At 67.6% G+C, this 26,068-nt stretch carries 23 protein-coding genes, 1 tRNA gene and 1 pseudogene; 13 read left to right on the top strand and 12 right to left on the bottom strand.

Going from position 1 to position 26,068, the window contains the following annotated elements; genetic code table 11:
• Positions 1 to 38: 38 nt before the first annotated feature.
• Positions 39 to 683 carry a TetR/AcrR family transcriptional regulator gene (locus RJ05_RS12850; protein WP_036537259.1) on the bottom strand — a complete coding sequence of 215 codons (645 nt, stop codon included), beginning with the start codon at positions 681 to 683 and terminating at the stop codon, positions 39 to 41.
• Positions 684 to 745: 62 nt separating this feature from the next.
• On the opposite strand from RJ05_RS12850, the gene RJ05_RS12855 reads away from it, so the two are divergent.
• Together RJ05_RS12855 and RJ05_RS12860 are read left to right on the top strand one after the other, a co-directional pair.
• Positions 746 to 1,207, top strand: a complete 462-nt coding sequence (locus RJ05_RS12855; RefSeq protein WP_051016532.1) for a VOC family protein — start codon at positions 746 to 748, stop codon at positions 1,205 to 1,207.
• Positions 1,208 to 1,477: 270 nt separating this feature from the next.
• On the top strand, positions 1,478 to 2,329 hold the full coding sequence (locus RJ05_RS12860) for an SDR family NAD(P)-dependent oxidoreductase (protein ID WP_051016523.1): 852 nt from the start codon (positions 1,478 to 1,480) through the stop codon (positions 2,327 to 2,329).
• 281 nt (positions 2,330 to 2,610) lie between these two features.
• Here RJ05_RS12860 and RJ05_RS12865 read toward each other — a convergent pair.
• The 3 genes and pseudogenes from RJ05_RS12865 to RJ05_RS12880 all read right to left on the bottom strand — a co-directional run.
• Positions 2,611 to 3,019, bottom strand: a pseudogene (locus RJ05_RS12865) (CoA-transferase); the annotation flags it as partial.
• A gap of 264 nt (positions 3,020 to 3,283) precedes the next feature.
• The gene (locus tag RJ05_RS12875; RefSeq protein WP_036537262.1) at positions 3,284 to 3,910 is read right to left on the bottom strand and encodes a TetR/AcrR family transcriptional regulator; all 627 of its coding nucleotides are present in this window, start codon (positions 3,908 to 3,910) and stop codon (positions 3,284 to 3,286) included.
• 66 nt (positions 3,911 to 3,976) lie between these two features.
• Positions 3,977 to 4,861, bottom strand: coding sequence for a hypothetical protein (locus RJ05_RS12880; RefSeq protein ID WP_138445679.1), 885 nt, complete (start codon positions 4,859 to 4,861; stop codon positions 3,977 to 3,979).
• Positions 4,862 to 5,174: 313 nt separating this feature from the next.
• On the opposite strand from RJ05_RS12880, the gene RJ05_RS12885 reads away from it, so the two are divergent.
• The gene (locus RJ05_RS12885; RefSeq protein WP_036537263.1) at positions 5,175 to 5,969 is read left to right on the top strand and encodes a hypothetical protein; all 795 of its coding nucleotides are present in this window, start codon (positions 5,175 to 5,177) and stop codon (positions 5,967 to 5,969) included.
• Positions 5,970 to 5,999: 30 nt separating this feature from the next.
• Positions 6,000 to 6,230, top strand: a complete 231-nt coding sequence (locus RJ05_RS12890) for a hypothetical protein (protein ID WP_036537265.1) — start codon at positions 6,000 to 6,002, stop codon at positions 6,228 to 6,230.
• Between the two features lie 214 nt (positions 6,231 to 6,444).
• On the opposite strand, the gene RJ05_RS12895 is transcribed toward RJ05_RS12890, so the two are convergent.
• A tRNA-Leu gene (locus RJ05_RS12895) sits at positions 6,445 to 6,529 on the bottom strand.
• 337 nt (positions 6,530 to 6,866) lie between these two features.
• On the opposite strand from RJ05_RS12895, the gene RJ05_RS12900 reads away from it, so the two are divergent.
• Together RJ05_RS12900 and RJ05_RS30865 are read left to right on the top strand one after the other, a co-directional pair.
• Positions 6,867 to 7,523: an SDR family oxidoreductase gene (locus tag RJ05_RS12900; protein ID WP_036537267.1), complete on the top strand. Its 657-nt coding sequence runs from the start codon at positions 6,867 to 6,869 to the stop codon at positions 7,521 to 7,523.
• 136 nt (positions 7,524 to 7,659) lie between these two features.
• Entirely contained in the window at positions 7,660 to 7,968 is a 309-nt protein-coding gene (locus RJ05_RS30865; RefSeq protein ID WP_138445680.1) for a hypothetical protein, read from the top strand.
• Between the two features lie 109 nt (positions 7,969 to 8,077).
• On the opposite strand, the gene RJ05_RS12910 is transcribed toward RJ05_RS30865, so the two are convergent.
• Positions 8,078 to 8,431 (bottom strand): RidA family protein, encoded by a 354-nt coding sequence (locus RJ05_RS12910; RefSeq protein ID WP_051016533.1) that lies wholly within the window; start codon positions 8,429 to 8,431, stop codon positions 8,078 to 8,080.
• 171 nt (positions 8,432 to 8,602) lie between these two features.
• Between RJ05_RS12910 and RJ05_RS12915 the strand changes: the two genes are divergently transcribed.
• Positions 8,603 to 9,577 (top strand): helix-turn-helix transcriptional regulator, encoded by a 975-nt coding sequence (locus tag RJ05_RS12915; protein WP_036537366.1) that lies wholly within the window; start codon positions 8,603 to 8,605, stop codon positions 9,575 to 9,577.
• A gap of 202 nt (positions 9,578 to 9,779) precedes the next feature.
• Entirely contained in the window at positions 9,780 to 11,378 is a 1,599-nt protein-coding gene (locus RJ05_RS12920; protein ID WP_036537368.1) for a serine hydrolase, read from the top strand.
• 412 nt (positions 11,379 to 11,790) lie between these two features.
• Here the strand turns inward: RJ05_RS12920 and RJ05_RS12925 are convergent, their stop codons facing one another.
• Positions 11,791 to 12,615, bottom strand: a complete 825-nt coding sequence (locus tag RJ05_RS12925) for a hypothetical protein (protein ID WP_036537269.1) — start codon at positions 12,613 to 12,615, stop codon at positions 11,791 to 11,793.
• A gap of 633 nt (positions 12,616 to 13,248) precedes the next feature.
• Here RJ05_RS12925 and RJ05_RS12930 point away from each other — a divergent pair.
• Positions 13,249 to 14,361 carry an alkane 1-monooxygenase gene (locus RJ05_RS12930; protein ID WP_234012251.1) on the top strand — a complete coding sequence of 371 codons (1,113 nt, stop codon included), beginning with the start codon at positions 13,249 to 13,251 and terminating at the stop codon, positions 14,359 to 14,361.
• A 20-nt stretch (positions 14,362 to 14,381) separates the two neighbouring features.
• On the opposite strand, the gene RJ05_RS30870 is transcribed toward RJ05_RS12930, so the two are convergent.
• Entirely contained in the window at positions 14,382 to 14,591 is a 210-nt protein-coding gene (locus tag RJ05_RS30870; RefSeq protein WP_138445681.1) for an Rv3202a family protein, read from the bottom strand.
• A 306-nt stretch (positions 14,592 to 14,897) separates the two neighbouring features.
• Here RJ05_RS30870 and RJ05_RS30875 point away from each other — a divergent pair, with 306 nt between their 5' ends.
• Entirely contained in the window at positions 14,898 to 15,071 is a 174-nt protein-coding gene (locus tag RJ05_RS30875) for a hypothetical protein (RefSeq protein ID WP_156090821.1), read from the top strand.
• Here RJ05_RS30875 and RJ05_RS12940 read toward each other — a convergent pair.
• Positions 15,053 to 15,472, bottom strand: coding sequence for an Hsp20/alpha crystallin family protein (locus RJ05_RS12940; RefSeq protein WP_036537272.1), 420 nt, complete (start codon positions 15,470 to 15,472; stop codon positions 15,053 to 15,055). The two genes, RJ05_RS30875 and RJ05_RS12940, sit on opposite strands and share 19 nt — an antisense overlap.
• Before the next feature lie 149 nt (positions 15,473 to 15,621).
• Between RJ05_RS12940 and RJ05_RS12945 the strand changes: the two genes are divergently transcribed.
• Positions 15,622 to 15,939: a MerR family transcriptional regulator gene (locus tag RJ05_RS12945; protein ID WP_036537273.1), complete on the top strand. Its 318-nt coding sequence runs from the start codon at positions 15,622 to 15,624 to the stop codon at positions 15,937 to 15,939.
• Between the two features lie 8 nt (positions 15,940 to 15,947).
• Here the strand turns inward: RJ05_RS12945 and RJ05_RS12950 are convergent, their stop codons facing one another.
• The gene (locus tag RJ05_RS12950) at positions 15,948 to 16,520 is read right to left on the bottom strand and encodes a type 1 glutamine amidotransferase domain-containing protein (RefSeq protein WP_036537274.1); all 573 of its coding nucleotides are present in this window, start codon (positions 16,518 to 16,520) and stop codon (positions 15,948 to 15,950) included.
• Between the two features lie 359 nt (positions 16,521 to 16,879).
• Between RJ05_RS12950 and RJ05_RS12955 the strand changes: the two genes are divergently transcribed.
• Positions 16,880 to 17,602, top strand: a complete 723-nt coding sequence (locus RJ05_RS12955; RefSeq protein WP_036537371.1) for an RNA polymerase sigma factor SigF — start codon at positions 16,880 to 16,882, stop codon at positions 17,600 to 17,602.
• Between the two features lie 172 nt (positions 17,603 to 17,774).
• Positions 17,775 to 21,260 (top strand): carboxylic acid reductase, encoded by a 3,486-nt coding sequence (gene car / locus RJ05_RS12960; protein WP_051016525.1) that lies wholly within the window; start codon positions 17,775 to 17,777, stop codon positions 21,258 to 21,260.
• Between the two features lie 144 nt (positions 21,261 to 21,404).
• Here car and RJ05_RS12965 read toward each other — a convergent pair whose 3' ends face one another.
• A complete protein-coding gene (locus tag RJ05_RS12965; RefSeq protein WP_036537276.1) occupies positions 21,405 to 22,340 on the bottom strand; it encodes a zinc-binding dehydrogenase in 936 nt (311 codons plus the stop codon).
• A 266-nt stretch (positions 22,341 to 22,606) separates the two neighbouring features.
• Positions 22,607 to 25,993, bottom strand: a complete 3,387-nt coding sequence (locus tag RJ05_RS12970) for an ATP-binding protein (RefSeq protein ID WP_051016535.1) — start codon at positions 25,991 to 25,993, stop codon at positions 22,607 to 22,609.
• Positions 25,994 to 26,068 lie beyond the last annotated feature (75 nt).

Here is a 26,068-nt window from a genome sequence, read left to right on the forward strand (position 1 = left end):
ACCGGCATCAGTGCGCCGAGCGGCGCCCGAAGAGATGGTTACCGCGTGAGCAGGTGCGCTGTCACCGCATCTGTCAGCCAGTCACGGTATTTCGTTGCCGGCCAGCCACTCTCGCGACGCAGCAGCCGGAACACGTGTGGTGAGGCGAGGGCGAACAAGCTGTCGGCGGCGGTATCGGCATCGATGTCCGGCCGCAAGGTGCCGTGCTCGGCGAGGCTGCGCACGAAGGTCGCCCAGAAGGAGCGGGTGGCGGCGGCTCCGGCTTCGGACCAGGATTTCATGGCTGGATCGGCGGATGCGGCGTCCACGCCGACCATGATGAGATCCCCGGCGCGCTCGAGCAGGCCGGCGTTGTAGTCGACGATGATGGCGACGGCCGCCCTCGGATCGGATTCGGCCAGGGCGGCCAGGACCTCGGGACGTTCCGCCACGGCGACCGGCTCCTCATCACCCACCGTCGCCACATCGAGTACGTGTCGAAACAGTGCGAGTTTGTTCGGGAAGGCGTCGTAGAGCGTGCGTTCCCCGATCCCGGCCCGGCGCGCGATCTCCCGCATCGGCGTGGCCGCGTATCCGCGTTCGACGAACAACTCGCCGGCCGCCCGCCGGATCGCGGCCCTGGTGGCCGCCGCCGTCTCGGCGCGTTTGCCGGCCCGGTATTGCCTCTTGACGGTTTCGCTCACAAGGAGGATTCTAACAATATTCACCGCAGTGGCACTGCGGTCAAATTGAGGAGGTGGATCCGATGCCCGACCTCGCTGGCATCCATCACGTCAAGATTCCGGTCTCCGACCTGCCCCGTTCGGTGCGCTGGTATCGCGAAGTCTTCGGTTTCCGCCCGACCATGCAGTTCGCTGACAGTAGTGACGGCGTGGTCCGCGGCGCGGCCGGCGACATCCCCGGCGTGGGCTTTGTCGCCCTGCGGGAAAATCCCGAAGCGGCCGCGGGTTGCAAGGGGTTCGACCCGGTGTGCTACGCGGTGAACGACCGCCCCGACCTGGAGCAGTGGGCCGCGCATCTGGACGGTCTCGGCATCCCGCACTCACCTGTCATGGACGCCTCGGTCGGCTGGATCCAGGTGTTCAACGATCCGGACGGCCTGGAGATCCACATGTACACCTGGGCGGAGCACGGCATCGACCAATCGGGCCGCCCTGGGTACGGCACCGCCATCGACGACCCGGACACCTGGGCACCCGCCCGCTGAATCCGAGGAATGTGCGCGTTCACGGTGTCGAACCGGGCGCCGCTCAACGGACCTGGTCTTCGGCGGCGTGCCGGCGAGTAGGCGGGCTGCAGCGTGGGGAGCCGTATGAAGCTGCCGACCGACCCGGTCGTCGCCATGAGGAGCAATGAGTGGGTACCGCTCACCTGGTTGTGGCGCGCATCACCCAGCCGCGGGTGTCACGGGGACCGCATCACCGGCGTCTTATCTCGAACCGACGGCATGTCCATCGATCGAGAAGGGAAGCAATTGATGGCTATCACCGAGCACGGAGCCGTTTCGCTGGCAGGGAAGGTCGCGGTCGTTACCGGCGCGGGGTCAGGAATCGGCGCGGCGACGGCGGTCACGCTGGCGGCCAGGGGAGCGCGGGTGTGCTGCGCCGGACGCACCCTCGAACGCGTCGAGCGGACTGCCGAGCAGATCGTGGCCGCGGGTGGTGAGGCGTTCGGCTTGCGGGTCGACGTGGCGTCGCCGGAGGACAACGAAGCGATGGTCGGCGAGACGGTCGCACGGTACGGCGCCCTGCATTTCGCCCATCTCAATGCCGCGACAGGGCACTGGGCCGGTGTTCTGGACTACCCGTTGGAGGAGTGGGACCGCACGATGGCGGTGAACCTGCGCGGTGTGCTGCTCGGTCTGCAGTCGGCAGGCCGGGCCATGCGTGATGCGGGTGGTGGCTCGATTGTGGTCACCTCATCGGCGGCTGGGCTTACCGGGGTGCGGATGTCCTCGGCGTATTCGGCCTCGAAGCACGGTGTGATCGGTCTTGGGAAATCGGCTGCCCTCGAGCTGGGGCCCGTCGGTATTCGGGTCAACACCATCTGCCCCGGATATATCGCCAGCAACGAACTCACCCGAAAGATGGGCGAAGAGCTCCACGTCGGCAGCCGTTTTCCACTGCGTAGGCCGGGGCGTAGCGAGGAAGTTGCCGACTTGGTCGCGTTTCTCGCCAGTGACAGTGCCTCGTTCATCACCGGCAGTGTGTTCACCATCGACGGCGGGTGGCTGGCCGGCGGCATCGACCTCCAGGATGATTCGGCGGATCGAGCAACCGGCACCGACCGGGTTGCAGCCTTTGCCAACACGTATCCCCAGAACCAGTAGGTCCCAAGGACGGGCGCATTCGGGCGAAGTCGTTGGCGTGAAGCCCATTGCGTGAGCGCGGCAGATCGCCGGGGCTTCAGCCCGGTGCCTGAACGACGGACTCGTCGACCACACGGCCGTTGGCATCGACGGGACGGATGCTGTGCACCGTGCTCGACAGAGGTGCTGGCTGAGTACAACCGGGCGCCGGGCCGACGCGCACGAGCGGCCGAACACCAGCGATTTGTCTTGGAAAGTTACCTGTGGGCCAGACCGTTCCGATGGTCAGTGCGCGACCTGCATTATCGGACGGCTGTTTCCAGGGCAACCGTGAAATCGGCGCCGGTTGCTTCTCTGACGTCGGATTCGCTGACGCCGGGGGCGGTTTCTACGAGGACCAGCCCGGCAGGGCGAATATCGAAGACGGCCAGGTCGGTGATGATCCGGTGCACACAGCCCGTTCCGGTCAGGGGCAGGCTGCACTGGTTCGACGATCTTGGGTTGGCCGCTGCGCGTGCAGTGTTCCATCATCACGATGACCCGTTTCGCGCCGTGGACGAGGTCCATCGCGCCACCCATGCCTTTGACCATCTTGCCTGGGATCATCCAGTTGGCCAGGTCCCCGTGGGCGCTCACTTGCATGGCGCCGAGGACGGCGACGTCGACGCAGCCGCCGCGGATCATGCCGAAGGATTGGGCCGAGTCGAAGTAGTGGTGGACATCTTCGCCTCGCGGCTGGCGCGGGCCGAACGCCTCGGCACCGATATGACACTGGTCGCGTCGTCATCGCTGGCTGAAGACATCGCCGAAGCCCTCGGCGGAGCAAGGCCCGACGTGGTGATCGTTGTGGGGGTGGAGTTCGTCGAGGCACCGGTCGGTTTGGCCGAGCTCGGTAACAGCCTCGACCGCCTCGCGGCCGGTCATGTCGAAGGAAAAGTTCTCATCGATCCCGCGGCATGACCGGCCCGGCCGCATTCACCGCGAATGACCGTGCAGGGTGAGTGTGTCCTCGATACAGCGAGCGATGAATGATCCATCGATCGGCCTGTCACCCACAATGATGCGGAAATACAGCGGAGCCGAAAGAGTTTCGAGCACCGCGCGGGGGTCTGTGTCCTGCGGGAGTTCGCCGCGCTCGATGGCCTTGCTGATCACCTGCGAGCTCAGCTCGAACCGATCGCTCCAGAACCGGCGTCGCGCGGCATCTACTTCGGGATCAGCCGACAGCGCCATCGTCGTGCCCACCAACCGGGTGACACCCGGTAGCTCGATCAGGTGCGTGATCTGTTCAGCGAGAACCTGCAGATCGGTGCGCAGTGCGCCGGTGTCCGGCAGGGGATTGCCCGCGGCAGCCATTTCGGTAACAGCCGCGGCGATCAGGGCGGTACGGGTTCCCCAGCGACGGTAGATCGTGGTCTCGGCAACACCGGCCCGCGCCGCAACGTCACCGATGGTCAGGCCCTCGATGCCGTGCTCGGCGACCTGCTCGAGGGTGGCGGTGAGCACAGCGTGACGCACCCGAGCCGAACGGCCCCCGGTCCGCCTGCGCGGACCGGGGGTCGGTTGCGTCTGCTCATCGACCTCACGCCCTTGCTGATCCATGGTCCAAGTTCTACTCGATCAGCAACGCGGGTGGCGAATGTGCGGGCCGTGGCGGACTAGGCTTACTCAGCGCAGATAGGCCGAGATCCAGTTGCCGAACTCGCACGCCAAATGCCACTGATGCTCGGCCACATACAGTTGCGGCAGCGCAGCCGGGAAGGCGACTTGGAGCCGGCTGCGGAACCCGCCGCCGGGCTCGTCGCGGAACTGATGGCGAACACCGCCGATGACGAATCCGTCGGACAATGAGGCGACACCGGAGACGGCGAGTGGGAACGCCGGGTCCGAAGGCACCATTACCCGTGCGGTGTCGGTGTAGTCGATGAAGAACTGGCTGGCCAGTACCGCGCCGCCGGTTACCTCGATAACCTCCTGACGACCATCGGGCAGCGTAGCGATGATGTAGTGGTCTGGGCAGGCGTCGGTCCACACGGCGCGGTCGTCGGTCAGCCGGGCGCGGTCGAGCCAGTCGAGAAAGCCCTGAGCTGTGCCCCGATCGCTGGTGATCTCGGTGATCGAGTACTGCCAGTGCCCGTCCGAGGCCGCCACTGCGGTCCTCGCCGCGACTTCGGACGCGATGAGCTCGCCGGTGAGTAGTTCTCGCAAGCCATCCGGCCCGATCACCATCCGTGCTCGGGCCAGCGCAGAGCGTGCAGTGGAGATGTCGTCGACAGCGACTTCCAGGCGGGCCAGCAGCGAGTCGAGTTCGCCGACCAGCGCACCGGCGTAGTCCTTGCGCAAGCGCGCCGCGGCCACCGACAGCCGCCGTCGTTCCCACTCGACGATCTGCCTCTGATCCAGCATCTTCCCGTCGATGAAGGTGCGTAACCCGGGGCTGACCTGCCGATCCGGTGGAGACGCGAAGGTGGTACCGGTACCGAGACCTGCCGCCGCCACCGTAGCGGCGGTCGTCCCGGCGGCGCGGATCATGAAGGTTCTCCTGGTCAGCATCGACCATTTCCTCTCGAGCTTTGGTTGTCATCGCGACGGCTATCGCGGCATACGTAACGCAAGTTTGTCCTGCGTTAGCGCAGCATGGGTTATCCGCGTCACGCTGTCAATGGTGTGCGCATGATTAATGCCTGAAAAGGTGGCCTTTATCTGCTCGGTCGAGGGGCTGTCGGCGTGCGTGCGGTCGATGGCGCGTCGCGCCGGGGTTGCGCAACATGCCCCAGAGAGGCATCCTTAATGCAAGTTTTGATTGCGTTAAAGATCTAGGGTCACAATCCCGCGACCACCCCTTTCGTGAAAGGCCGGACAGTTCATGGTCGATCCGAACGACATCCGCGCGACCATCGGGCCGCGCGAGGCAACGCGGGATCAGGTACTTGCCTGGGAGTCTCGCCGCGCCGACGCCGTGCTCAGCAAATTCGCCGCCCGCCTCGGCGCGCTCGGCATGGGCGAGATCCTGCACGACCACACAGTCAGCGAACTACGCGCTGCCTCCCTGGATACGCGCCGGTCTGTATTGCTCTCGCTCAAGGCCCAGCTCGGTCACGTGGGTACCTACGCGATGCTCAAGCGCGAACTCGCGATTTCGGAACGGATCACCCGGCTCGCGGTCGCAACGAGCAGGGGACGGGCCAAATACTCGGTCACCCGGCTGCGCGCCCCCGGCCTGTCGGCCGAACGTTTCGCAGCCTGGTTCGAGAACCTGGTCGTCCTCGATGACGAGGCCGAAATGAACTCCGCCTGCCCGGATCACTACCTCCTGCGCGGGCTGCCCGATGGGCGCCAGGAAGTCGTCGAGACCACCGGTGGATCGCCTGCTGCGACCCGATTCCTCATCGACTATCAGCGCCCAGACGACATCACCGTCCCGGTCGACCCGGCCTACCCGATCCAGATCGTCGGCACCGCACTGCTCGACGACGGCCTGGTCATCGGCGGGGTTCGCCACCAGTTCCGCGACCGTGACGGCGCGCTCGAAGCACTGCTGACCGCGCAGTTCCCCGCTACCGTGCCTACCAGGAATATCGTTCAACACCAGTGGCATCTGGCGTGTGAGTTCAGCAATTGGATGATCGCCTCGGCGCCATCCGCGGCGACGACACGATGACGCTGACCATCAAGCGCTCTGCCGCGACGGATGCAATTCCACCCCGACCGGATCGAGCATTCGCTGACCATGCTCGACGGCGCCCAGACCGGCAACATGCCCGCCATCGAGAGTGCACGGCGATCGCTTGCCGAAGACGACCGCAAACTGTCGCGGTACCGGGCAGCACTGGAAGCGGGCACCGACCCGGCGCTCGTGGCGGGCTGGACCCAACAGGTGCAGCGTGAACGCCAGCCGACTGCGGCGCAGCTTTCCGCCTAGGAAGCCGAGCAACACCCAGATCAGTGCATGAACATGGAGCAGGTTCACCAGCTTGTGACGTCACTGGGCGGGCTGGTCCACATACTGAAGGCGGCTGACCCCACCGACAAACTCGAGGTCTACCGGAAACTCGGCCTGAAACTCACATACGACCACAAAAAACGGGTGGTCGTGGCAGAAACTGCTCCACAACCACCCGTGTGCGTACTGTCTGTGTCCGGAGGGGGACTTGAACCCCCACGCCCGATAAAGGGCACTAGCACCTCAAGCTAGCGCGTCTGCCATTCCGCCACCCGGACCGGTGTGCCCAGCAAGATTATCGGATGCCGAGGGGAAGCGCCAAATCGCGCCTTGACCTGGGGTTTGTTGGGGAATGGACGGTCGGGTGAGCCTAGCCATGGCGCGGAGTTCTCGGGTTCGGGCGGGGGACGGAGTGCGGCGACAGGGGCAAGCCTGGCGTGAATGGAAGGCATGATCGCCCCTCGGTCGTTGTTCTTGCGATTTCCTGAGCTTCGCCTTGTCGGGCTCGCGGTTGACCACGGCTCGTCAGCCTGCGCGGCTACTCCGAGCTGGCTGCGACATTCGGATCCGTCCGGCGAAGGCGGTAGAGCCGGGCCGACGGCTTAGCCTGTATGGGTGACAACTCCCGTCCACCTGTCGATCGGCGCGGGCCCGGGCCTTGGTGTCGCGGTCGCACGCCGCTTCGCCCGTGCCGGATACCATGCCGCGCTCACCGCCCGCACTGCCGCCGATGCCGCGGGTCTGGCCGAAACGCTTGCTGCCGAGGGCTTTTCCGCCGAAGGCGCTGCCATCGATCTGCATGATGCGGACGACGTCGGCCGCGTGGTCGGCGATATCGGCGCCCGCCACGGCCGGATCGATCTGCTGCACTTCAACCCCAGTGCGTGGCGGGAGAAGGATCCCCTGCACCTGACTGTGGCCGAATTGCTCGACGACGTCACTCTCGGAGTCGCGGCGCTGCTGCCCGCGGTCCAGGCCGCGCACCGCTTCATGTCGCGCGGCGCACGCATTCTGGTGACGGGCAGCGCGGCCGCCGACAAGCCGTGGCACGGCGCGGCGTCGCTAGGTGTGCAGAAGGCCGGCGTCCGCAATCTCGTCACCAGCATCGACGCCACCCTGGCCGCGGAAGGGATCAGGGCCGTCGCCGTCCAGATCAACGGCCTGCTCGCCGAAACGGGTCCGTTCTCCCCGCCGCCCATCGCCGAAGCCATGTGGGCAGCGGTGTCCTGCTCCGAGGCGGAGTGGACGCCCCACGTGTCGTACGACGGGTGATCGCGGAGGCGACCGCCCGGCGTCGACGAGAATCCTTGCGCACGTACCTGTCCGAGCAGTTCCCGCGCTTACTCGAGTAGGGTGAACATCCGCTGGTGCGCGCAGAGGCGGCCGGTATCTCGAGAACGGGGGCGTCGTGCATTACCTTGACCTGTTGATGAACGCCGGCTGGGTCGATTTTTCGACGTGGGCGAGAGTCGACGTCTGGACGTCGGCGTCGGAGCAGGAGCTGGCGCGGGAAGTGTCGAGGAAATCGGGCGGGTCTGCCATGTCCCTGGGCGCCATTGTCGGGGGCCTGTGCTGCCTTCTTGTCGTCATCGGTGTGATCGCCCTGATCATCATGTTGGTAATCCGCGCGAACAACGCCACGCCACCACCGCGACCGCCCTACAATCCGCACCAGTACCCGCCCCACGGTGGTCAGTACCCGCCAGGGCATTACTGAGCGCGGCGCGGGATTCTCCCCGCTCGCTGGGCCACGGCCGGCTTTTCGCAGGCCCATCTCCCCGCGCCCGCTGCCTCCGGCACCCGGGCCGGAGGCAGCGGGGTCATCATCACTCGACAGCAGTGGCCTCGAGTTCGACCATCTGGCCGGGAATCGCCAGCCGCGTGACGCCGAGCATCGTGGTGGCCGGTGCGACCTGGGCGGCGCCAAAACGCGCCGCGAGCACGCCGTAATGCTGGAACAGCAGGCCGACGTCGGTGGTGTAGACATTGAGCCGGACGAGGTTCGCCAGGGACATGCCGGCCTTGCTGAGTACCGCCTCGACGTTGTCGAGGCTCAGCGCCAACTGCGCGGCCATGTCGCCGTCGTGCTGGGGTGTGCCGTCCGCGCTCATCGTGGTCTGGCCAGAGCAATACAGCGTCCGGGTGTGCCCGGCGACGAGCTCGCCCTGGTTGAACCCCATCTCCAGCGACCACGTCACAGGGTTCACTGCCGTTCGTTGCGCTACCACAACTGCTCCATTCGATTCGGTGAAGGTCCTACATCTGTCCGTCGCCCGTGCGGGCGCCGTGCTGACGACCTTGCCAACGAATCACGACATCTTGTGTCGTGTATTTCTGCGAAGATTTCCGGTATGCGTGCTGATCGATTGGTCTCGCTGGTGCTGCTGCTGCGCCGGCGTGGACGGTTGACGGCGGCAGAGCTGGCCGATGAGCTCGAGGTCTCCACACGCACGGTCTTGCGTGACATCGAGGCGTTGTCCACGGCAGGTGTACCGGTGTACGCCGAACGCGGCCGGCACGGCGGTTTCGCCTTGCTGCCGGGGTTCCAGACCGAACTCACCGGACTGAACCACGAGGAGGCGCTCGCCCTGCTGGTCGCCGGATCGCGGCGTGGGGCCCAGGTATTCGGCCTCGGTTCGGCACTGGCTTCGGCGATGCTGAAGGTGGTCGACGCGCTGCCGGACAGCTATCGGGCCACCGCCGACGAGGTGGCCGAGCGCCTGCTCATCGAGCCCGAGACCGATCTGCTTTCGCGCCGGCTGGTCGACGAGGAGGTGTCCGACGCCGTGGCCGCCGAGGTACGGCGCGCGGTGTTCACCGGGCACAAGCTGCGCATTCACTACGCCGCCGTGGACCAGGCCCCGGCGTGGCGAACAGTCGACCCGATCGGCCTGGTCACCGTGCGCGAGCATATCTATCTGCTGGCCACCAGAGCCGGTGCGGATCGCACCTACCGGTTGTCGCGGGTGCTGGCCGCCGAGCAACTTCCCGAGCCCGCCCAGCGGCCCAGCCGGGTCGATCTCGATCGCGTCTGGCAGGAGCGCAGCACACGCTTTCGCTCCGGCGGCGACCAGATCACCGTGCTGGCGCGGGTGGATCCCGCCCGCCGCGAAGAGCTGGTCGGCACCGCTCTCGCCGTGCACACCGAGGCCTGCGACGAGGATGGCTGGTTGCGCCTCGAGGTGAGCTTTCAAGATTCCCGGCACGCCGAATGGGCGATGTGGCAACTCGCCACGGACGCGGAAGCCCTTGCCCCGCACTGGTTGCGCACTCGGCTGTACGAACGGGCCGCGACCATGGTCAGCTCGTACGCACAGCCGTCCTGAGGATGGCCACCTCTGCCGGACGCGTGACACTGTGCCGGACAAGCTCGCGACCCCGGGCCGCACCACGAGCGACGTCATTCACTCGAGGCCGCAGCCGTTCGACAAACAGGCGGTTGCGGTCTGAGTTCGTGATCTTCCGCCGAGTACCTGCCGTGCATTAGTGTCGAATGGGGGCGTATCGCACCCAGGAGGCGACGTGGTGATGCGTCGGCGCAGGAAGCTCGGAGCCATCGCGGCGGTCGTCGCCGCGGGACTGGTCGTGAGCAGTTGCGGGGGTGATGACAAGGCGGAGCCAGGGAGCGCGGGCCCATCGGAGACCGGCTCGGCCATGCCCAACCAGGTGGCAGGCGTCGAGATTCCGGATGGCCGGGTCATGGAGGCGGTCGATCGGGTCGGTGGGCTGGCCGAGGAGCTGATGGCATCCTCCGGAATCCCCGGGATGGCGGTGGCCATCGTGCACGACGGCAGGGTGGTCTACAGCGAGGGCTTCGGCGTCGGCAACGTCGACAGCAAGAGCGAGGTCGGGCCCGACACGGTGTTCCAGCTCGCTTCGGTCTCGAAATCGGTCGGCGCGACGGTGGTGGCGCAGCAGGTGACGGCTGGAAAAGTCGCCTGGGATACGCCCATCAACCAGCTCATGCCCACCTTCGCCCTGGGCGACCCCTACGTCACCGATCATGTCACTGTCGGCGATCTCTACGCCCACCGGTCCGGGCTCCCCGATCATGCCGGCGATCTGCTCGAAGACCTCGGCTACGACCGCGATCAGGTGCTCGAGCGGCTGCGCCTGCTGCCGCTGGGACCGTTCCGAGATTCCTATGAATACACCAACTTCGGAGTCACCGCGGCCGCCACGGCAGTAGCGCGGGCCGGCGCCACCGACTGGGAGACACTGTCGGCGCGAGAGCTGTACGAGCCGCTCGGCATGAATGCCACCAGTTCGCGCTACAGCGACTTCGCCGGCCGCGCGGACCGAGCCGACGGCCACGTCTTCGTCGACGGCGAATACCAGGTGGCCAATCCGGGGCGGCAACCCGACGCGCAATCGCCGGCCGGGGGAGTCAGTTCCTCGGTCAGCGACATGGCGAAATGGATGACGATGGTGCTCGCGAACGGCTCGGTGCACGGGCGCGCGCTGATCGAACCCGACGACTTGCTGCCCGCGATCTCGCCGCAATCGGTGGCGCATCCGCCGCAGGCGGCCGACGCACGGGCCGGCTTCTACGGGTTCGGTTTCAACGTCGGCGAATCAGCGTCGGGCCGGGTGACACTCAGCCATTCGGGCGCGTTCGATCTCGGAGCAGCGACCGCCTTCACGCTGATTCCCTCGGCCGGCGTCGGCATCGTCACCCTGACCAATGCGGCGCCGATCGGTGTGCCCGAGACGCTCAACGCCGAGTTCGCCGATCTGGTGCAGTTCGGCGACATCACTCAGGACTGGCGTGCCCTCTACCGGCAGGCGTTCGCGCCGATGAGTGAACCGACCGGCGAATTGGCAGGCGCCACTGCGCCCGCCGACCCGGCCGCGGCCCGCCCGCTGACGGACTACGCGGGCGTCTACGACAACCCGTATTACGGACCCGCGACCATCACCGAAACCGCCGGCGCGCTGACCCTGACGCTCGGCCCGGAGAACATGTCCTTCCCGCTGACTCACTGGGATGGGGACATTTTCGTCTTCACACCCACTGGGGAGAACGCTGTCCCCGGCACGGTCTCCAAGGCGACATTCGATGGTGATGAGCTCACGCTCGAGTACTTCGACCAGGACGGACTCGGGTCATTCGACCGGGGGAGCTGACCGTCGTGGCCGCCTTCCCTCCATGGAGGACAGGGGAGGGGCGCGTACAGGTGAGCGATGTAGGCAAGGGGAGTGCGGTCTGAGGGCATGGCCGGCTACCGGGTGCTGCCGTAGGAGGCAGAGGCTGAAGGTTGGGACGATCGAAGACTGGTACCGCCTACATGAGTGTTCAAACCTTGGCGATACGTAGATATGCGCATCTATTCATGCAATCCACAACCCAACACTGGACCCGCACGCCAGCGCACCCCACAAACACAAGGAGCGCGAGGGGCTCACTCCTTTGTTCAGTACTGGAACAACAACTCGGAAGCAGGCGGTACAGCGCAGTGAGGGGAGTAGGACGCGAAGCGTGGACGGCTGCCTTTCGGCTGTTCGCGCGATGCCTTGAAGGCCGGGTGCGGTCGCCGCGTCAGAGTTCCTGACCGCCGCCGGTCCGGCCGGCGCTGCTCGTCTCCGGTTCGACCGCCGGTTCTGGTGCGGTGAACCTCCCCGAAACGAACTCTTGGGCGGCGATCTTCGCTCGGACCACCGGTTCCCGGTAGCGGGTTTCGCGGGCTGCGGCTTTCGCGAGTTTCGGTGAGCCTGGGCGGTAGCGCCATCGAGCCCAGGGCGCGGTCGGCCGGCTGAGGCGGATGGCGCCGGCGATCAGCAGTGGCGGGAAGAACAGGCCGAGGAAGCCGGTCCAGAATTTGCCTTTGAGCAGGGTGATGGCGGCCAGGCCGTATTGGATGGTGAGGCCGGCGATGGTGGCGATCAGGGTGGCGACTTCGCCGTCGTCGGTGTATTCGTCGAAATCGTCGGCGAGACCGAGTGGATGGATGCCCAGCAGGAACAGCACCGAGATGGCGAAGGCGACCATGACCGCGTCGATGCTGCTGCGGCCTTCTTCGCTCCAGTAGACGTCGCGTACGTGCAGAACGAGGGCGAATTCGTCGAGTACGAGTGCGGATCCGATGCCGAAGAACGTGGCCAGCACGCAGTTGAGGACGGGTGTTTCGTGCGCGGCGAGTGCGACCAGCAATAGGCCGGACACCAGCATGGTGACGAGTCCGAAGATCACGTGGTGGATGTGCAGACCGCCGGGGGTGACGTTGCCCGGCCACCAGGAGACTTCGGCGCGGATCATCCGGGTGCTCATCCGGATGAAGAGGAACGTCAGTACGAAGGCGACCATGAGGAAGAACAGCGGCAGGCGGCCGTTGTCGACGATGGTGTCGGTGAACCAGCGTGTCATGGGCAGGCTCCGGGAGTCCGCCCGTTGGTGTTGGTCCGGCCGCTGAGCATGGTGTGCCTTCCCTCTGGGGGAGGTGTCGGCCGGTCGGGTGGGCGATCTGCCTCCGCCCCTGGTTATCGTCGGCTTCAACTGTAGTTTGCCGTGGCGGGTGGCGGTTCGAATCCGCGGCGCGGAACCGGTTTGTGCGTGAGCGAAGAATTGTTGTCGTCCGGCCCGGCGTTACCGGTGCTGCTCGATTCTCGGGGCAGTTTCGGCCAGGTCGGAGGATGTGGGGATGATCCTTTTCGCAATGTGTGTGCGCAGGGCGGATGTCGCTGTGCGGCAGTATGTTTGCCGAGCTCGGCCCGATGCTCGGGTCGGCCGGATAGCCCATTATGCGGGTGGATGAGTCCTTTTTAATGGATGCGCTTTCCGAATGGTCGCTTGGTCGATTCAGCGGCGCGTGCGAACCGTTGATCATGGCGTGGGCGGGTGGCAGAATCGAAAAGCCAAAGATTTGCTCCGGCTGTAACGGGCCGGGTGAGCATCCGGATTATCGGTTGTGGGGGATCCATAAGGCAACATTCGGAGTTGGTCTCAGTGCAAGCGGCGGGCGAATCGCGGGGTCCTCGGGATCGGAAGCAATATCTGTGGGTGCTGGGGCTGATAGCGCCCGGCTGTGCGCTGCTGCCTTCGCAATTGGTGCTGCGCACCGGATCCGAAGTGTTCTGGTGGATCGGTCCGATCATCGTGCTGATCGTGATTCCGATCCTGGATCTGATCGTCGGTGAGGACGGCTCCAACCCGCGCGATGAGGATTACGAGGCTCTGTCGAACAACCACTACTACCGGTGGTGCACGTATATGTTCCTGCCGATCCAGTTGCTGGGCCTGGTGATCGCCTCGTCGATGTGGGCCGGCGACGAATTGAGTTTCGTCGACAAGCTCGGCTTGGGGGTGACGCTGGGGTTCGTCAGCGGGATCGGCATCAACGCGGCGCATGAGCTGGGGCATCGAGCCGAGCATCTGGAACGCTGGCTGGCCAAGATCGCCTTGGCCCAATCCGGCTACGGACACTTCTTCGTCGAACACAACCGCGGCCATCACGTGCGGGTGGCGACGCCGGAGGATCCGGCGAGTGCCCGACTGGGAGAGTCGCTGTACGAGTTCTTGCCGCGCACTGTCTCGGGTGGGTTCCGTTCGGCCATCGCGCTCGAACGTGAGCGGTTGCAGCGGCACGGTCAGGGCTGGTGGTCGCCGCACAATCACATCTTGCAGGCCTGGGCGATGACGGTGGTGTTGTTCGGTTCCTTGCTCGCGGTGTTCGGTCTCGAGATCCTGCCGTGGCTGCTGTTGCAGGCGGTGATCGGCGCAGCCCTGCTCGAGACGGTCAACTACGTCGAGCACTACGGTCTGCTGCGCAGGCGCCGCCCCAACGGCCGGTTCGAGCGCTGCTCGCCGCGTGACAGCTGGAACAGCGACAGGCTGGTCACCAATATCTTCCTGTTCCATTTGCAGCGGCACAGCGACCATCACGCGAACCCCGGTCGGCGCTATCAAACCTTGCGTAGTTCCAGCGAATCCCCGCAGCTGCCCGCCGGTTACGCGACCATGATCCTGCTCGCCGCTGTTCCGCCGTTGTGGCGGCGGGTGATGGATCCGCGGGTGCTCGCGCACTACGACGGGGATGTCACCCGGGCCAATATCGAGCCGCGCAAACGGGAACGGATCCTGGCCGCGCATGGCGTCGGCACCGGGAATCGTTGAGGCAGGCCGGGTGCGCCTGGTCAGTACGCCAGTGGGTAGTCGTCGTCGGGAAGCGGGGTGATCCAGGCCTGATCGATGCGGTCGACGGTGTCGGCGTGGTCGAAGGCTTCGCGGATGCGGGTCGTCAGCGGAGGTTCCGTGGTGTCGAGGCCTGCTTCGAGGTCGGTGGCGTAGGCGAGGGTGTGCTGGTCGCTGCGGTCGGCGTCGCTGCCGGTGGGGAACGGGGTCATCGCGTTACCTCCCTGCGTGCGATCGGGTGACGGGCCGAGGGCGGCCCGGAGAGTTCCGGGTCGCCCCGCGAAGAGTGACTGTGTTCGAGATGGTTGCTGTGAGTCGGTGTCGAACAGGGGCATCACCTCACTCGTGTCGATCTCGGCTGGCCGCGGCGGCACTGCGCGCTGGGGCGGTCCGCGCTGGGTCGGCTGCACGCCGGGCGGTCGACGCCCCCGTAGCGTCGCGACGAGCGCGGGATGCGCCGGTGCGCGCGGCGGTCGCTCGGGCCGGACCCGTTGGCGGGGGTGCTGTGGTGTGGGCCAATGGGCCAGCGCTTCGGCCACAATGGCGTCCATTTCGGCGAAGAGCTGCTCGATGTCGGGGTCGAGCAGGAGCATTCCGTTGTCGAACAGTTCCTCGCGCGAATCGGTTCCGATCATTGCCCTGCCTCCTCGAAGGAGTGCCGGGCCGTGCCGAGTCAGGCGTTGATGGCCTGACGCCGTTCGGCCCGCTCGACCGCGATCTTGCGGGGTTTGGCCTTCTCCGCGACCGGGATGGACAGGCGCAGCACGCCGTCGGTGTAGTCGGCGCGGATGTGATCGGTGTCGAGGCCCTCGCCGAGGAACAGCTGGCGGCTGAAGACGCCACGGGAGCGTTCCGCGGCGATCATCTCGCGGTCGCCCGTCAACTCCGGACGTGTGGCGCGGACTGTCACGACGTTGCGTTCGACATCGAGATCCAGCGATGCGGGGTCGATGCCGGGTAGGTCGAACTCGACCAGGAATTCGTCGCCCTCACGCCAGGCGTCCATCGGCATGACGGCCGGGCGGGCCACTGTGCCGAACACCTGCTGCGTCAGTCGGTCCAGATCACGGAACGGATCGGTGCGCATCAGCATGGTCGCCACCTCCAGATCACTCCATCCTCTGTAGTGGTAAGCAGATAACCTATGTCATCTGACATAGATTCTTTATAGCTCGGCAATTAGATGAGCGCAAGGGCTTAGGATAGAAAATCTGAAAGGAATGGCAGGAGTGAGGAGCACGGATGACGCAGGAGAGTCACGAGCCTCGTCTCCCCGACTCGACGCAGGCGGTCTACGCGATCTCGGTGGCCGCCGACCTGGCCGGTATCGGGGTGCAGACCCTGCGCCTGTACGAACGCCACGGGCTGATCACCCCGGCCCGTAGCGACGGCGGAACCCGCCGCTACAGCGGCGACGATCTGGCGCGGCTGCATCGCATCGCGGCGTTGGCCGCCGAGGGGGTGAACCTCGCGGGCATCGGCCGCATTCTCGAACTCGAAGACGCCAACGCCGCTCTGCACGCCGACCTCGCGCGGCTACGCCGCCGCAGCAACAGTTGAGCCGGTGTTCAGGCCGCTCGGCCGGCCAGGGTGAGGTCGATGCGTTCGATGAAGTCGCCGATGTCTTTGGGGGAGCGTGAGGTGATCAGCGGATAGCCGTGGGTGTCGTCGAGGACGACCGAACGGTCCACCCAGTCGGCGGCGCCGGCATTGCGGAGGTCGGTCTTCAGGGAGGGGTATGAGGTGAGCGTCTTGTCGCCGACGATGCCGGCTTCGACGAGCATCCACGGTCCGTGGCAGATCGCGGCGATGGGTGTGCCCGCGGCCGCGATCCGGCGGGTGATCTCGACCGCGGCGTCGTTGAGGCGCAGCGAATCGGCGTTGACGGTACCGCCGGGAATGAGCAGCAGGTCGTAGTCGGTGGGGTTCACCTCGTCGAGGGTGGCGGTGGGTTGAACGGTGGTGCCGGGATTCTTGTCGTGCACCAGGGTCTGGATGGTGTCGCCGGATTCCGCGGCGATATCCACGGTGGCGCCCCCGTCACGTAGATGCTGCACGGGAACCATGAGTTCGTCCTGTTCGACGCCGTAATTGGTGACGATCGCCAGAATGCGGCGCTGGGTGAGATCGGTGCCTGCCATGCTCGCGCTCCTTCGTTCGATGCCTGGTGCCCGTGTTCGGCTTCTTCGGCCGGGGTTCGTGCGACTCGTTCCCGGCATACCCGGGTGTTCGGTGCCGACACGTCGGGGCCGTTCACGGTGCGGCGAACGTCGGCGTGGGCGATCACTTTTCGATTACGGGGAAGTGGGTACTCCTCATTCAGGTCGAGCCGAACGTCAGCCGATTGGGGAACCGAGGAGGCCCAATGAACCAGTTGAAGCACGCTCAGACCACCACAACCGCATCGGCAGCCCGATCCGTCGGTACCGCTGCGGGGAAACACGGAGAATCTTCGGACAGTTACGAGAACATCGAGCCGTGGTTCGACAAGCTCGAAGCATTGGACCCCGACGACCCGCACCGCGCGCACATCCGCGACGAAATCATCGAGTTGTGTCTTCCCTTGGCCGAGCACATCGCGCGCCGTTTCGGTGGACGCGGTGAATCCTTCGACGATCTGCAACAGGTGGCAAGGGTGGGGTTGATCCAGGCCGTGGACCGTTTCGATCTCAGCCGCGGCAGCACGTTCCTTGCCTATGCGGTGCCCACCATGATGGGTGAGGTGCGCCGCCACTTCCGCGACCGCACGTGGGCGGTGCGGGTGCCGCGCACGATGAAAGACATCCAGTTGCGCATCGGTCCGGCCACCGAAGCCCTGTCGCAGCGGCTCGGACGGGTGCCGACCGCCCGTGAAGTCGCCGCCGAGCTGGGGGTGGAGCTGGCCCAGCTGACCCAGGCGATGGTCGCGGCGAATGGGCACACCAGCAATTCGCTGGAGTCGATCGCCCGTGATGACGATGACGCGGGCAGTGCGGTGCAGCGCAGGCTCGGCAGTGAGGAGCCCTGCTACGAACTGCTCGAGGACGCCATGGCGGTGCGACCGCTGATCGCCGCGCTGCCACGGCGGGAACGTCAGGTGCTGGTATGGCGGTTCTACGGGTCGATGACCCAGAACCAGATCGCCGAACGGCTTGGTGTGTCCCAGATGCAGGTGTCGCGGATCTTGTCGCGCACGCTGGCGAGCCTGCGGGAGCAGGCACTGGCCGAGCCGGCTGCTGCCTAGCTCTTGCCGGTCCGGCTGGATGGCCGGCGATTGTTGTCATATTTGAGACATCAGTGGGTTTGTGACTGGTATCACACCCGATTGGAGCTGTGTTGAGGCCCCTCGGCTGGCATCTTGCTTAGGCACGCTAACGTTCGGGACTTTGCTCGACCGGCCGGGGAGGCACCAACACATGTCGATCGAGACGCCGGCAGCTCGGCGCAGGCAGCGCATCGCTCTGCTCTACAACGATGATCACCAGGCTCGCGCGGCCGCACCGGATGAGGCGGTGCTCGATGCGGTACGGACACCCGGCATCGGAGTCGCACAGATCGTGGCCAGTGTGCTCACCGGCTACGCCGAACGTCCCGCGCTCGGCCGGCGTGCGTTCGAGATCGTGCGCGATCCGGTCACCGGACACCATGAGCGTCGCTGGCTGGACCACTTCGACACCATTACCTACGCCGAAGTGGCCGATCGCGTCGAGGCGGTAGCCGCCGCGTGGCGGGGCACGGCCGGAGTCGAGCCGGGCACGATGATCGCGGTTCTCGGAGTGACCGGCGTCGAATTGACCATCGTCGATCTGACCTGCGCACGTCTCGGGGCGGTGGTTGTGCCGCTGCAAGCCGGTGCGCCCGGTCCGGCGCTGGCCCAGATCGTCACCGAGACCGAACCGCGGGTGCTGGTGTCCACGCCCGAACTGCTCGACCGTGCGGTCGATTGCGCGCTGGCCTGCCCGGCGCTGCGGCGTCTGGTGGTGATCGATCATGTCGCCGAGGTGGACGCGCACCGGTCGGCGCTCGCCGCGGCAGCTGAGCGACTGGCGGGCACGTCGATCACGCTCGAGACCCTGGCCGAGGTGATCGAGGCCGGCCGCGATATGCCCGGGCCCGCACCGTATTTCACCGAGCCCGACACCGACCCGCTGGCGATGCTGATCTACACCTCGGGCAGCACCGGTACCCCCAAGGGGGCGATGTATACCGATCGGCTGGCCGCGGGGATCTGGTTGCAGGGGTTGGCCAGGAAGGCGGGCTCGAATCCGCCGGCCATCAGCGTGAACTACATGCCGTTGAGTCATCTCGCCGGACGGCTGGCGCTGGCGGGGGTGCTGGTGCGCGGCGGGACCGCGTATTTCACGGCCGCGGCGGACATGTCGACACTGTTCGACGACATCGCGCTGGTCCGGCCCACCGAGATGGTGCTCGTACCGCGGGTCAGCGAGATGATCTACCAGCGGTATCAGAGCGAGTTGGCGGGCGGGCGGACCGATGCGCAGGCGCGGGCGCAGCTGCGTCGCGAGCTGCTCGGCGGCAGGTTGATCTCGGCGTCGACCGGTAGCGCGCCGCTGGCGCCGGAGCTGAAGACGTTCATGGAATCGCTGCTCGAGATCGAGGTACACGACGCCTACGGGTCCACCGAGGCCGGCGGCGGCCTGGTGGTCGACAACCGGGTGCGCAGGCCGGTGGTGATCGACTACAAGCTCGTCGATGTCCCCGAACTCGGCTACCGCACCACCGATGCGCCCTATCCGCGTGGTGAGCTGCTGCTCAAGACCACGACGATGATCCCCGGCTACTACCGCCGTCCCGACATCACCGCGCAGGTCTTCGACGCCGACGGTTTCTACCGCACCGGCGACATCGTCGCCGAGATCGGCCCGGATCGGCTGCGCTATCTGGATCGGCGCAACAATGTGCTGAAGCTGTCCCAAGGTGAGTTCGTCGCCGTCGCGCAGCTGGAGGCGGTGTTCGCGGGCAGTCCGCTGATCCGGCAGATCTTCGTCTACGGCAGCAGTGTGCGCGCCTACCTGCTCGCGGTGGTGGTGCCGACCGAGGCCGCGCTCGCCGCGGCCGCCGACACCGGCGAGCTCACGGCCTCGATCGCGGCCTCGGTGCGTGCGGTGGCCGCCGAGGCCGGGCTGGAACCGTATGAGATTCCGCGCGAGTTCATCGTGGAGACCGAACCGTTCACGATCGAGAACGGGCTGCTGTCGGGCATCGGCAAGCTGCTGCGCCCGGCGCTGGAACGACGGTACGGTCCGCGGCTCGAGCAGATGTATCGCGACCGCGCCGAGGGGCGTTCGGCGCAACTGCTGGCCTTGCGTGCCGGTGCGGGCGAGGTCGCCGTGGTGGAAACGGTGGTGCGAGCCGCACGTGCCGTGCTCGATTGCACGGTCGAGCAGTCGAGCCCGCAGGCGCATTTCGCCGACCTCGGCGGTGATTCACTCTCGGCGCTGTCGCTGGCGAATCTGCTGACCGAGATCTTCGGGGTCGAGGTGCCGGTCAGTGTGGTGACCAGCCCGGCGACGACGCTGGGTGATCTGGCCGAATACATCGCCACCGCACGGGAATCCGGCACCGCAGTGGTGTCGTTCGCCGGTGTGCACGGGGCCGGACCCGACCAGGTGGCGGCCGCGGATCTGAAGCTGGAGAAGTTCATCGACGCCGAGACCTTGGCGGCGGCGCCGGGGCTGCCGGTGGCGGCGACGACGTCGACGGTGTTGCTCACCGGCGCCAACGGCTACCTCGGGCGATGGCTGTGCCTGCGGTGGTTGGAGCGGATGGCGGCCGTCGGCGGGCGGGTGCTGTGTGTGGTGCGCGGCAAGGACATCGACAGCGCCAGCCGCAGGCTGGAGGCGGCGTTCGACTCCGGAGACCCGGAATTGCTGCGCCGCTACCGTGAATTGGCGCACGACCATCTCGAGGTGATCGCCGGCGATATCAGCGCACCCCGCCTCGGGCTGGGCGAGGCGGCCTGGCAGGAGTTGGCGCGGCGGGTGGACCGGATCGTGCACTGTGCCGCGCTGGTGAATCACGTGTTGCCGTATGCGCAGTTGTTCGGGCCCAATGTGGTCGGCACCGCCGAGATGATCCGGTTGGCGCTGACCCATCGGCTCAAGCCGGTGACCTATCTGTCGACGGTCGCGGTGGCCGCCGATGTCGACCGCGCGGTGTTCACTGAGGGCGGCGATATCCGGGCCGGTAGCCCGGTGCGCGGCAACGGCGCCGGGTACGCCACCGGTTACGGCAACAGCAAATGGGCCGGGGAAGTGCTGCTGCGCGAAGCGCACGATCTGTGCGGGCTGCCGGTGGCGGTGTTCCGCTCGGATATGGTGCTGGCCCATCCGCACTACCGCGGGCAGCTCAACGTGCCGGACATGTTCACCCGGCTGCTGATCGGGTTGGCCGCCACCGGTCTGGCGCCCTCCTCGTTCTATCGCGGTGGGCGCGGTGTCCGCGCCCACTATGACGGGCTGCCCGCGGATTTCACGGCCGAGGCGATCACCGTGCTCGGCGGCGCCGTCGACGAGGGCCATCACAGCTTCCATGTGGTGAACCCGCACGATGACGGGATCTCCCTCGATACGGTGGTCGACTGGCTGATCGCGGCCGGTGTCGCGATCGAACGCGTCGACGACTACGCCGAGTGGCTGGCTCGGTTCGAGGCGGCGCTGCGCGCGCTGCCCGAGCCGCAGCGCAGCGCCTCGGTGCTGCCACTGTTGCATGCCTTCGCCCGCCCGGCGCCGGCGATCGCGGGTTCGGCCATCCCGGCCACCGAGTTCCGGGCCGCGGTGCGCGCCGCGGAACTCGGTGCCGACGCCGATATTCCGCACCTGAGTGCGGAACTGATCACCAAATACGTGGGTGACCTTCGATTGCACGGGCTGATCGCTTGAGGGACCGGCGCGTCAGGGATGGTCCGGTGCGCGGTCGAATCGGTCGCCCGGGCACCCAGCGCCGGTCAGTGCGGATGTGGTTGCATCAGTGTGGCGCAGGCGTTCCCGTGCGGCGCTGGTCGACACCGGGTCGGACGGGGTCGGTCAGGGCTGGAGCACGTAGCGTCCGCGCGTTCCGGTCTCGGCCATGGCCCGGTGGGCGTCGGCGGCCCGTGCCAACGGCAGGACGGCGTGAACGCGGGCCGGCAGCCGACCGGACTCGGCGAGGGTGAGCAGCTGCTCGAGTCGAGTGCGGTCCGGCTGGGTCAGCAACGCGTGCACCGTGATCCCGCGTTCGGGGGCGGGTGCCAGGTTGGGCCGGACACCCACGAACACACCGCCGTCGCGGACCGGGGTCAGGCCCCACACCTGCTGTGAGGTGGTGTCGACGACCGCGTCCCAGCCCGGTTCGGCCTCGGTGACGAAGTCGGCGCCCAGACCGCGCACGAACCCCTCGTCGGCGGTGCGGGCCAGACCGGTCACCTGCCAGCCGCGTTCGGGGGCCAGCGCGGTCACATTGGCTCCGATCGCACCGGCCGCACCGGTCACCAGCAGCCGATTGCCGTCGGCGGGTGCGTCGCCGAGCAGGTCGACGATCTGCGCCGCCCCCAACCCGTTGAGCGGCACCGTCGCCGCCGCGACCAGATCGAGCCCCTCGGGCACCACCGCCACCTCGGCGGCGGGCACGACGAGTTGTTCGGCGTAGGTGCCGAAGTCGCGGTCGAAACCGAGAACCACACCGGCCACTCGCGTGCCGGCGACCAGACCAACGCCAGGCCCGGCAGCGAGCACGATGCCGGCGAAGTCCCAGCCCAGCCCGGTATGGGCGGGTTGGTCGATCATGCCGAGCTGATGGAAGAAGCCGCCGACGACACCGAGATCGGTGGGATTGACCGGTGCGGCCGCCACCGCCACACGCACCTCACCCGGACCTGGTTCGGTGACGGGTACGTCGATGATCTCGATCGAGTCGGGTCCGCTCGGCGTGCGGACGACGGCGGCCCGGAAACTGGTTGTGCTGCTCACGATGTGCTCCTCCATCAGTTCGGTTCTGATGGCTCGAGACTGCTCCCGGCGTTTTGGAAGGCGCTTGGAGCCGGCTTGGAAACGCGGGGCGGCGGCCCACAATCGGTTCGGCCCTCGTCGGCTGACCGGTGCCCGACGCGCTCGGCCCGCACCGGCTCGAGGCAGACCACCACCAGGCCGCCGGGAGCGACCCGGTCGGCGAAAAACTGCCGCTGAGCGTGGCGTGGAAGGTGCGCCCGGCGACGCCACGACGCCGGCCGAATCCAGTGCGCGCGCACTGATTACGGGTCTTGGCCTGGCCGAGATTCCTGCAGCGGCGGACAGCCCCACACTGCGGCGATGTCGGCGGCGCGGGCGTAGTGTTCGGCGGCTTCGTCCTCGCGGTCGAGGAAGCGGGCGAGTTCACCGAGGGTGTGGGCGACCGGGCGCACGGCCAGTGACAAGCTCTCCGCGCCGGCCGGTGGGCCGTCTCGATGGGGGAGCAGGTCGGTGTAGATCTGCTCGGCGGCGGCGCGGTCGCCGAGGGCGAGGATCGCCATGGCGCGCAGGCTGGTCAGGAAGGTGAAGAAGAAGTCCGGGCGGATCGGGGCCGGTGCGGTGCGGGACCGGTGTGCTTCGTCATCGCGGCCGGCGGCGTGCAGGGCGAGGGTGAGCAGATCGGCGACCATCGGGCCGAGCGCGGCATGCAGATCGCGGATGTCGTCGAGGTGCTCGCCGAGAGTGCCCTCGTTGAGCCAGGTCGCCGCGAGCGCCAGCCGCAAAAAGCCGGTGGCGTGCACGGATCCGGCCCGCTCCAGGCGTTCGGTGGCCTCGGTGTAGAGGCGTTCGGCGTCGGCGAACCTGCCCTCGATGAGCACCAGCGACGCCAGCGCGATCTCGGCGGCGCCGATCGCCTCCGGCATCCGGTAGGTGCGGGCCAGCTCGAGCGCTTGCCCGATCAGCGCGCGCATGGCGGCCGGGTCGTTGGCCGCCGCGGCATTGGCGGCCAGGTTGAGCAGCCCGGTCACCCGGTAGACCGGCAGGTCGTGCTCGATGCCGATCTGCACCAGCTCACGGGAGTAATCCTGTCGTCCCGAATCGCGCGCGAGAACCAGCAGCGCCCCGGCCCGCAGGCGCGGCGAGGAGGCGAGGTCGAGCGCTTCGCGCCCGGCCACCAGGACCGTCGGGTCGGCCTCGCCGACCAGCTCATGGGTGTAGGCGATGAGCAGGTGGGCGCGCACCTCGGTGGCAAGGTCGGTGCGGTCGAGCAGACGGCGCAGGCGCTCGACGATGGGACGGTCGACCGTGCCGTAGGTGCGGGCCAGCCAGGGCGTGGGTTCGGTCCAGGCGGTGAACGCCGCGATCATCAGGTCCTCGCGACCCAGTGACTCGGCGTAGGTCACGGCCCGTTCGCGGGTCTGTCTGGCCGCGGCGACGTCGCCGGCTCTGACCTGCGCGCGCAGCAGCCTGCCGTAGAGGTCGACGCGCTCGTCCGGGTCGTTGCAGTGGGTGACGGCGTCGGTGAGCAGTGTGGCCGCGACGTCGTGGGCGTAGCGGGCCTCGGCCAGTTCGGCGGCGCGCACGCAGTAGCCGACGGCCTTCGGTGAGCCGGCGCGTGCGTAGTGGTGGGCGAGCGCGGCGACGTCGCCGGTGCCTTCCAGGGCCGCGGCGATCCTGGCGTGCATCCGGGTGATGCGCAGTCGGCTGACGTCGGTGATGAGGGTGTCTCGGACCAGGGCGTGCACGAACCGGACGCGACCGGGTCCGGGTTCGTCGAGCAATCCGGCGATGACGCCGGCGTCCAGTGCGTCCAGGACGCCGTCCTCGTCGGTGTCGGCGGCCTTGACCAGGACGTCGACCGAGCTTTCGCGACCGGCCACGGCGGCGAGCCGCAATACCGACACCCCGCTTTCGGGTAGCCGCGCCAGCCGCCGGCGCAGCACATCGCGCACGCCGTCGGGAACGTCCGACAGTGCGATGAGCGCGCCCTCGCCATGCAGTAGCCGTGCGCTTTCCCGCACGTAGAACGGGTTGCCGCCGGTGCGGTCGGCGATCCCGGTCACCGTGTCGTCGTCGGCGGGGCATTCGGCGCGGACCAGTTCGGCGACGGAGTCGCGGTCGAGTCCGGGCAGGTCGAGCCGCAGGGGCGCGATGCGGGCCAGCGATGCCAGTGTCGCGGTGAGGCGGTCGCTTTCGTCGCCGCGGTAGGCGGCGACGACCAGGATCGGGGCGTGCACGTCGATGCAGCCGCCGAGCAGTTCCAGTGTGGCGGTGTCGGCCCAATGCAGGTCGTCGACGAGGACGGCGACCGGACGCTCGGCGGCGGCCACCGTGAGCCAGGCCCACACGGCCTGTCGCAGCCGGAAACGCCCGGCCGCCGCATCGCCGGTGGCCGCGGCGGCGTCGGACAGCAGTGGCGCGAGATCGTCGGCGAATTCGCCTGCCGGCACACCCGCGGCCACGGTCCGCAGAATCTGCACCCACGCCCAGGCCGGTGGTGCGCTGTCGAGGTCGGGGCAGCGACCGGTGGCCACCAGCCACCCGTCGTGTTCGAGTCGCATGGCGAGATGTTCGAGCAGTGTCGATTTGCCGAGCCCCGCCTCGCCGGTGACCACTGCGAGGTGTGCGCCCGCGTCCTCGGCCTTGGCGGCGGCGGCCCGGAGCGCCGAGAGTTCGGCGTCGCGGCCGACGAACGCCGGTGCGCTACGCTCGGCGACCACACCCGGCACCGTGGCCACCACTCCGTCGCCGGGCAAGCCCTGCATCATCGGGGACGGTTCTTCGCTGGACCGGACGCCGTCTGCGCGGGACGGACTCCTCTCTCCGCGCGAAATGCCCGCGTCGGCGGGGGAGGCGCTTGTGGCCGCGCGAAGCGAGCCGGATTCGGCGAGGAATGCGCTCGTATCTGCCCGGGGCGCAACGACAGCCGCACGGAGGACGTCGGTGCGCTGGGTGAGGATCGCTTCCTCCAGCGCCACCAGGTCGGGGCCGGGGTCGAGGCCGAGTTCGTCGGCGAAGGTGGCGCGGGCGCGGCGGAGGGCGGCGAGGGCGTCGGCTTGGCGGCCGCTGCTCCACAGCGCGAGGGCGTGCAGGCGCCAAGCCTCCTCGCGCAGGGGATGTTCGCGGGTGAGGGTCTGGGTATCGGGGGCGACCGTGGCGGGGTGGTCGAGCCGCAGCCGGGTCGCGATGTGCAGTTCACGCGCGACCAAACGCAGCTCGCCGAGCCGGGTGGTTTCGGTGACGGCCCACGGCTCGTCGGCGAACTCGGCGAACGCCGGCCCCTGCCACAGCGCCAGCGCATCCTCGAGCAGATCGCGCACCGCGTGGGAATCGGTGTGGGTGCGGGCTTGCTCGATCATTTCCTCGAATCGCCAGGCGTCCACGGCTGTCCGCGGCAGCCGCAGGGCGTAGCCGGGTGCGGCGCTCACCAGCAGGCGGGCCGGAGTGCGTGGCGGACGGCCCGGTTCGAGCAGGCGGCGCAGGTTGGAGATGTAGGCCTGCAATGACGCCAGGGCACGGGCGGGCGCTTCGCCGCGCCACAGGTCCTCGACCATCCGGTCGACCGGCACGACCTGTCCGCGCGCGGCCACCAGCAGGGCGAGTACACCACGCTGGCGTGGGCCGCCGAGGGGAATGGGTTCAGCGTCGGATTCGGCCGTGAACGAACCCAGTACCCGGAGCATGACCATGACCTGCCACATCGTACGCACGGCGATGTCCAGCGCTCCAAGTCGGTTCCTGGTGGGTTCCAAATCCGCTCGCGC

It is taken from the genome of Nocardia cyriacigeorgica NBRC 100375 (assembly GCF_000308555.1).
Taxonomy (GTDB): domain Bacteria; phylum Actinomycetota; class Actinomycetes; order Mycobacteriales; family Mycobacteriaceae; genus Nocardia; species Nocardia cyriacigeorgica.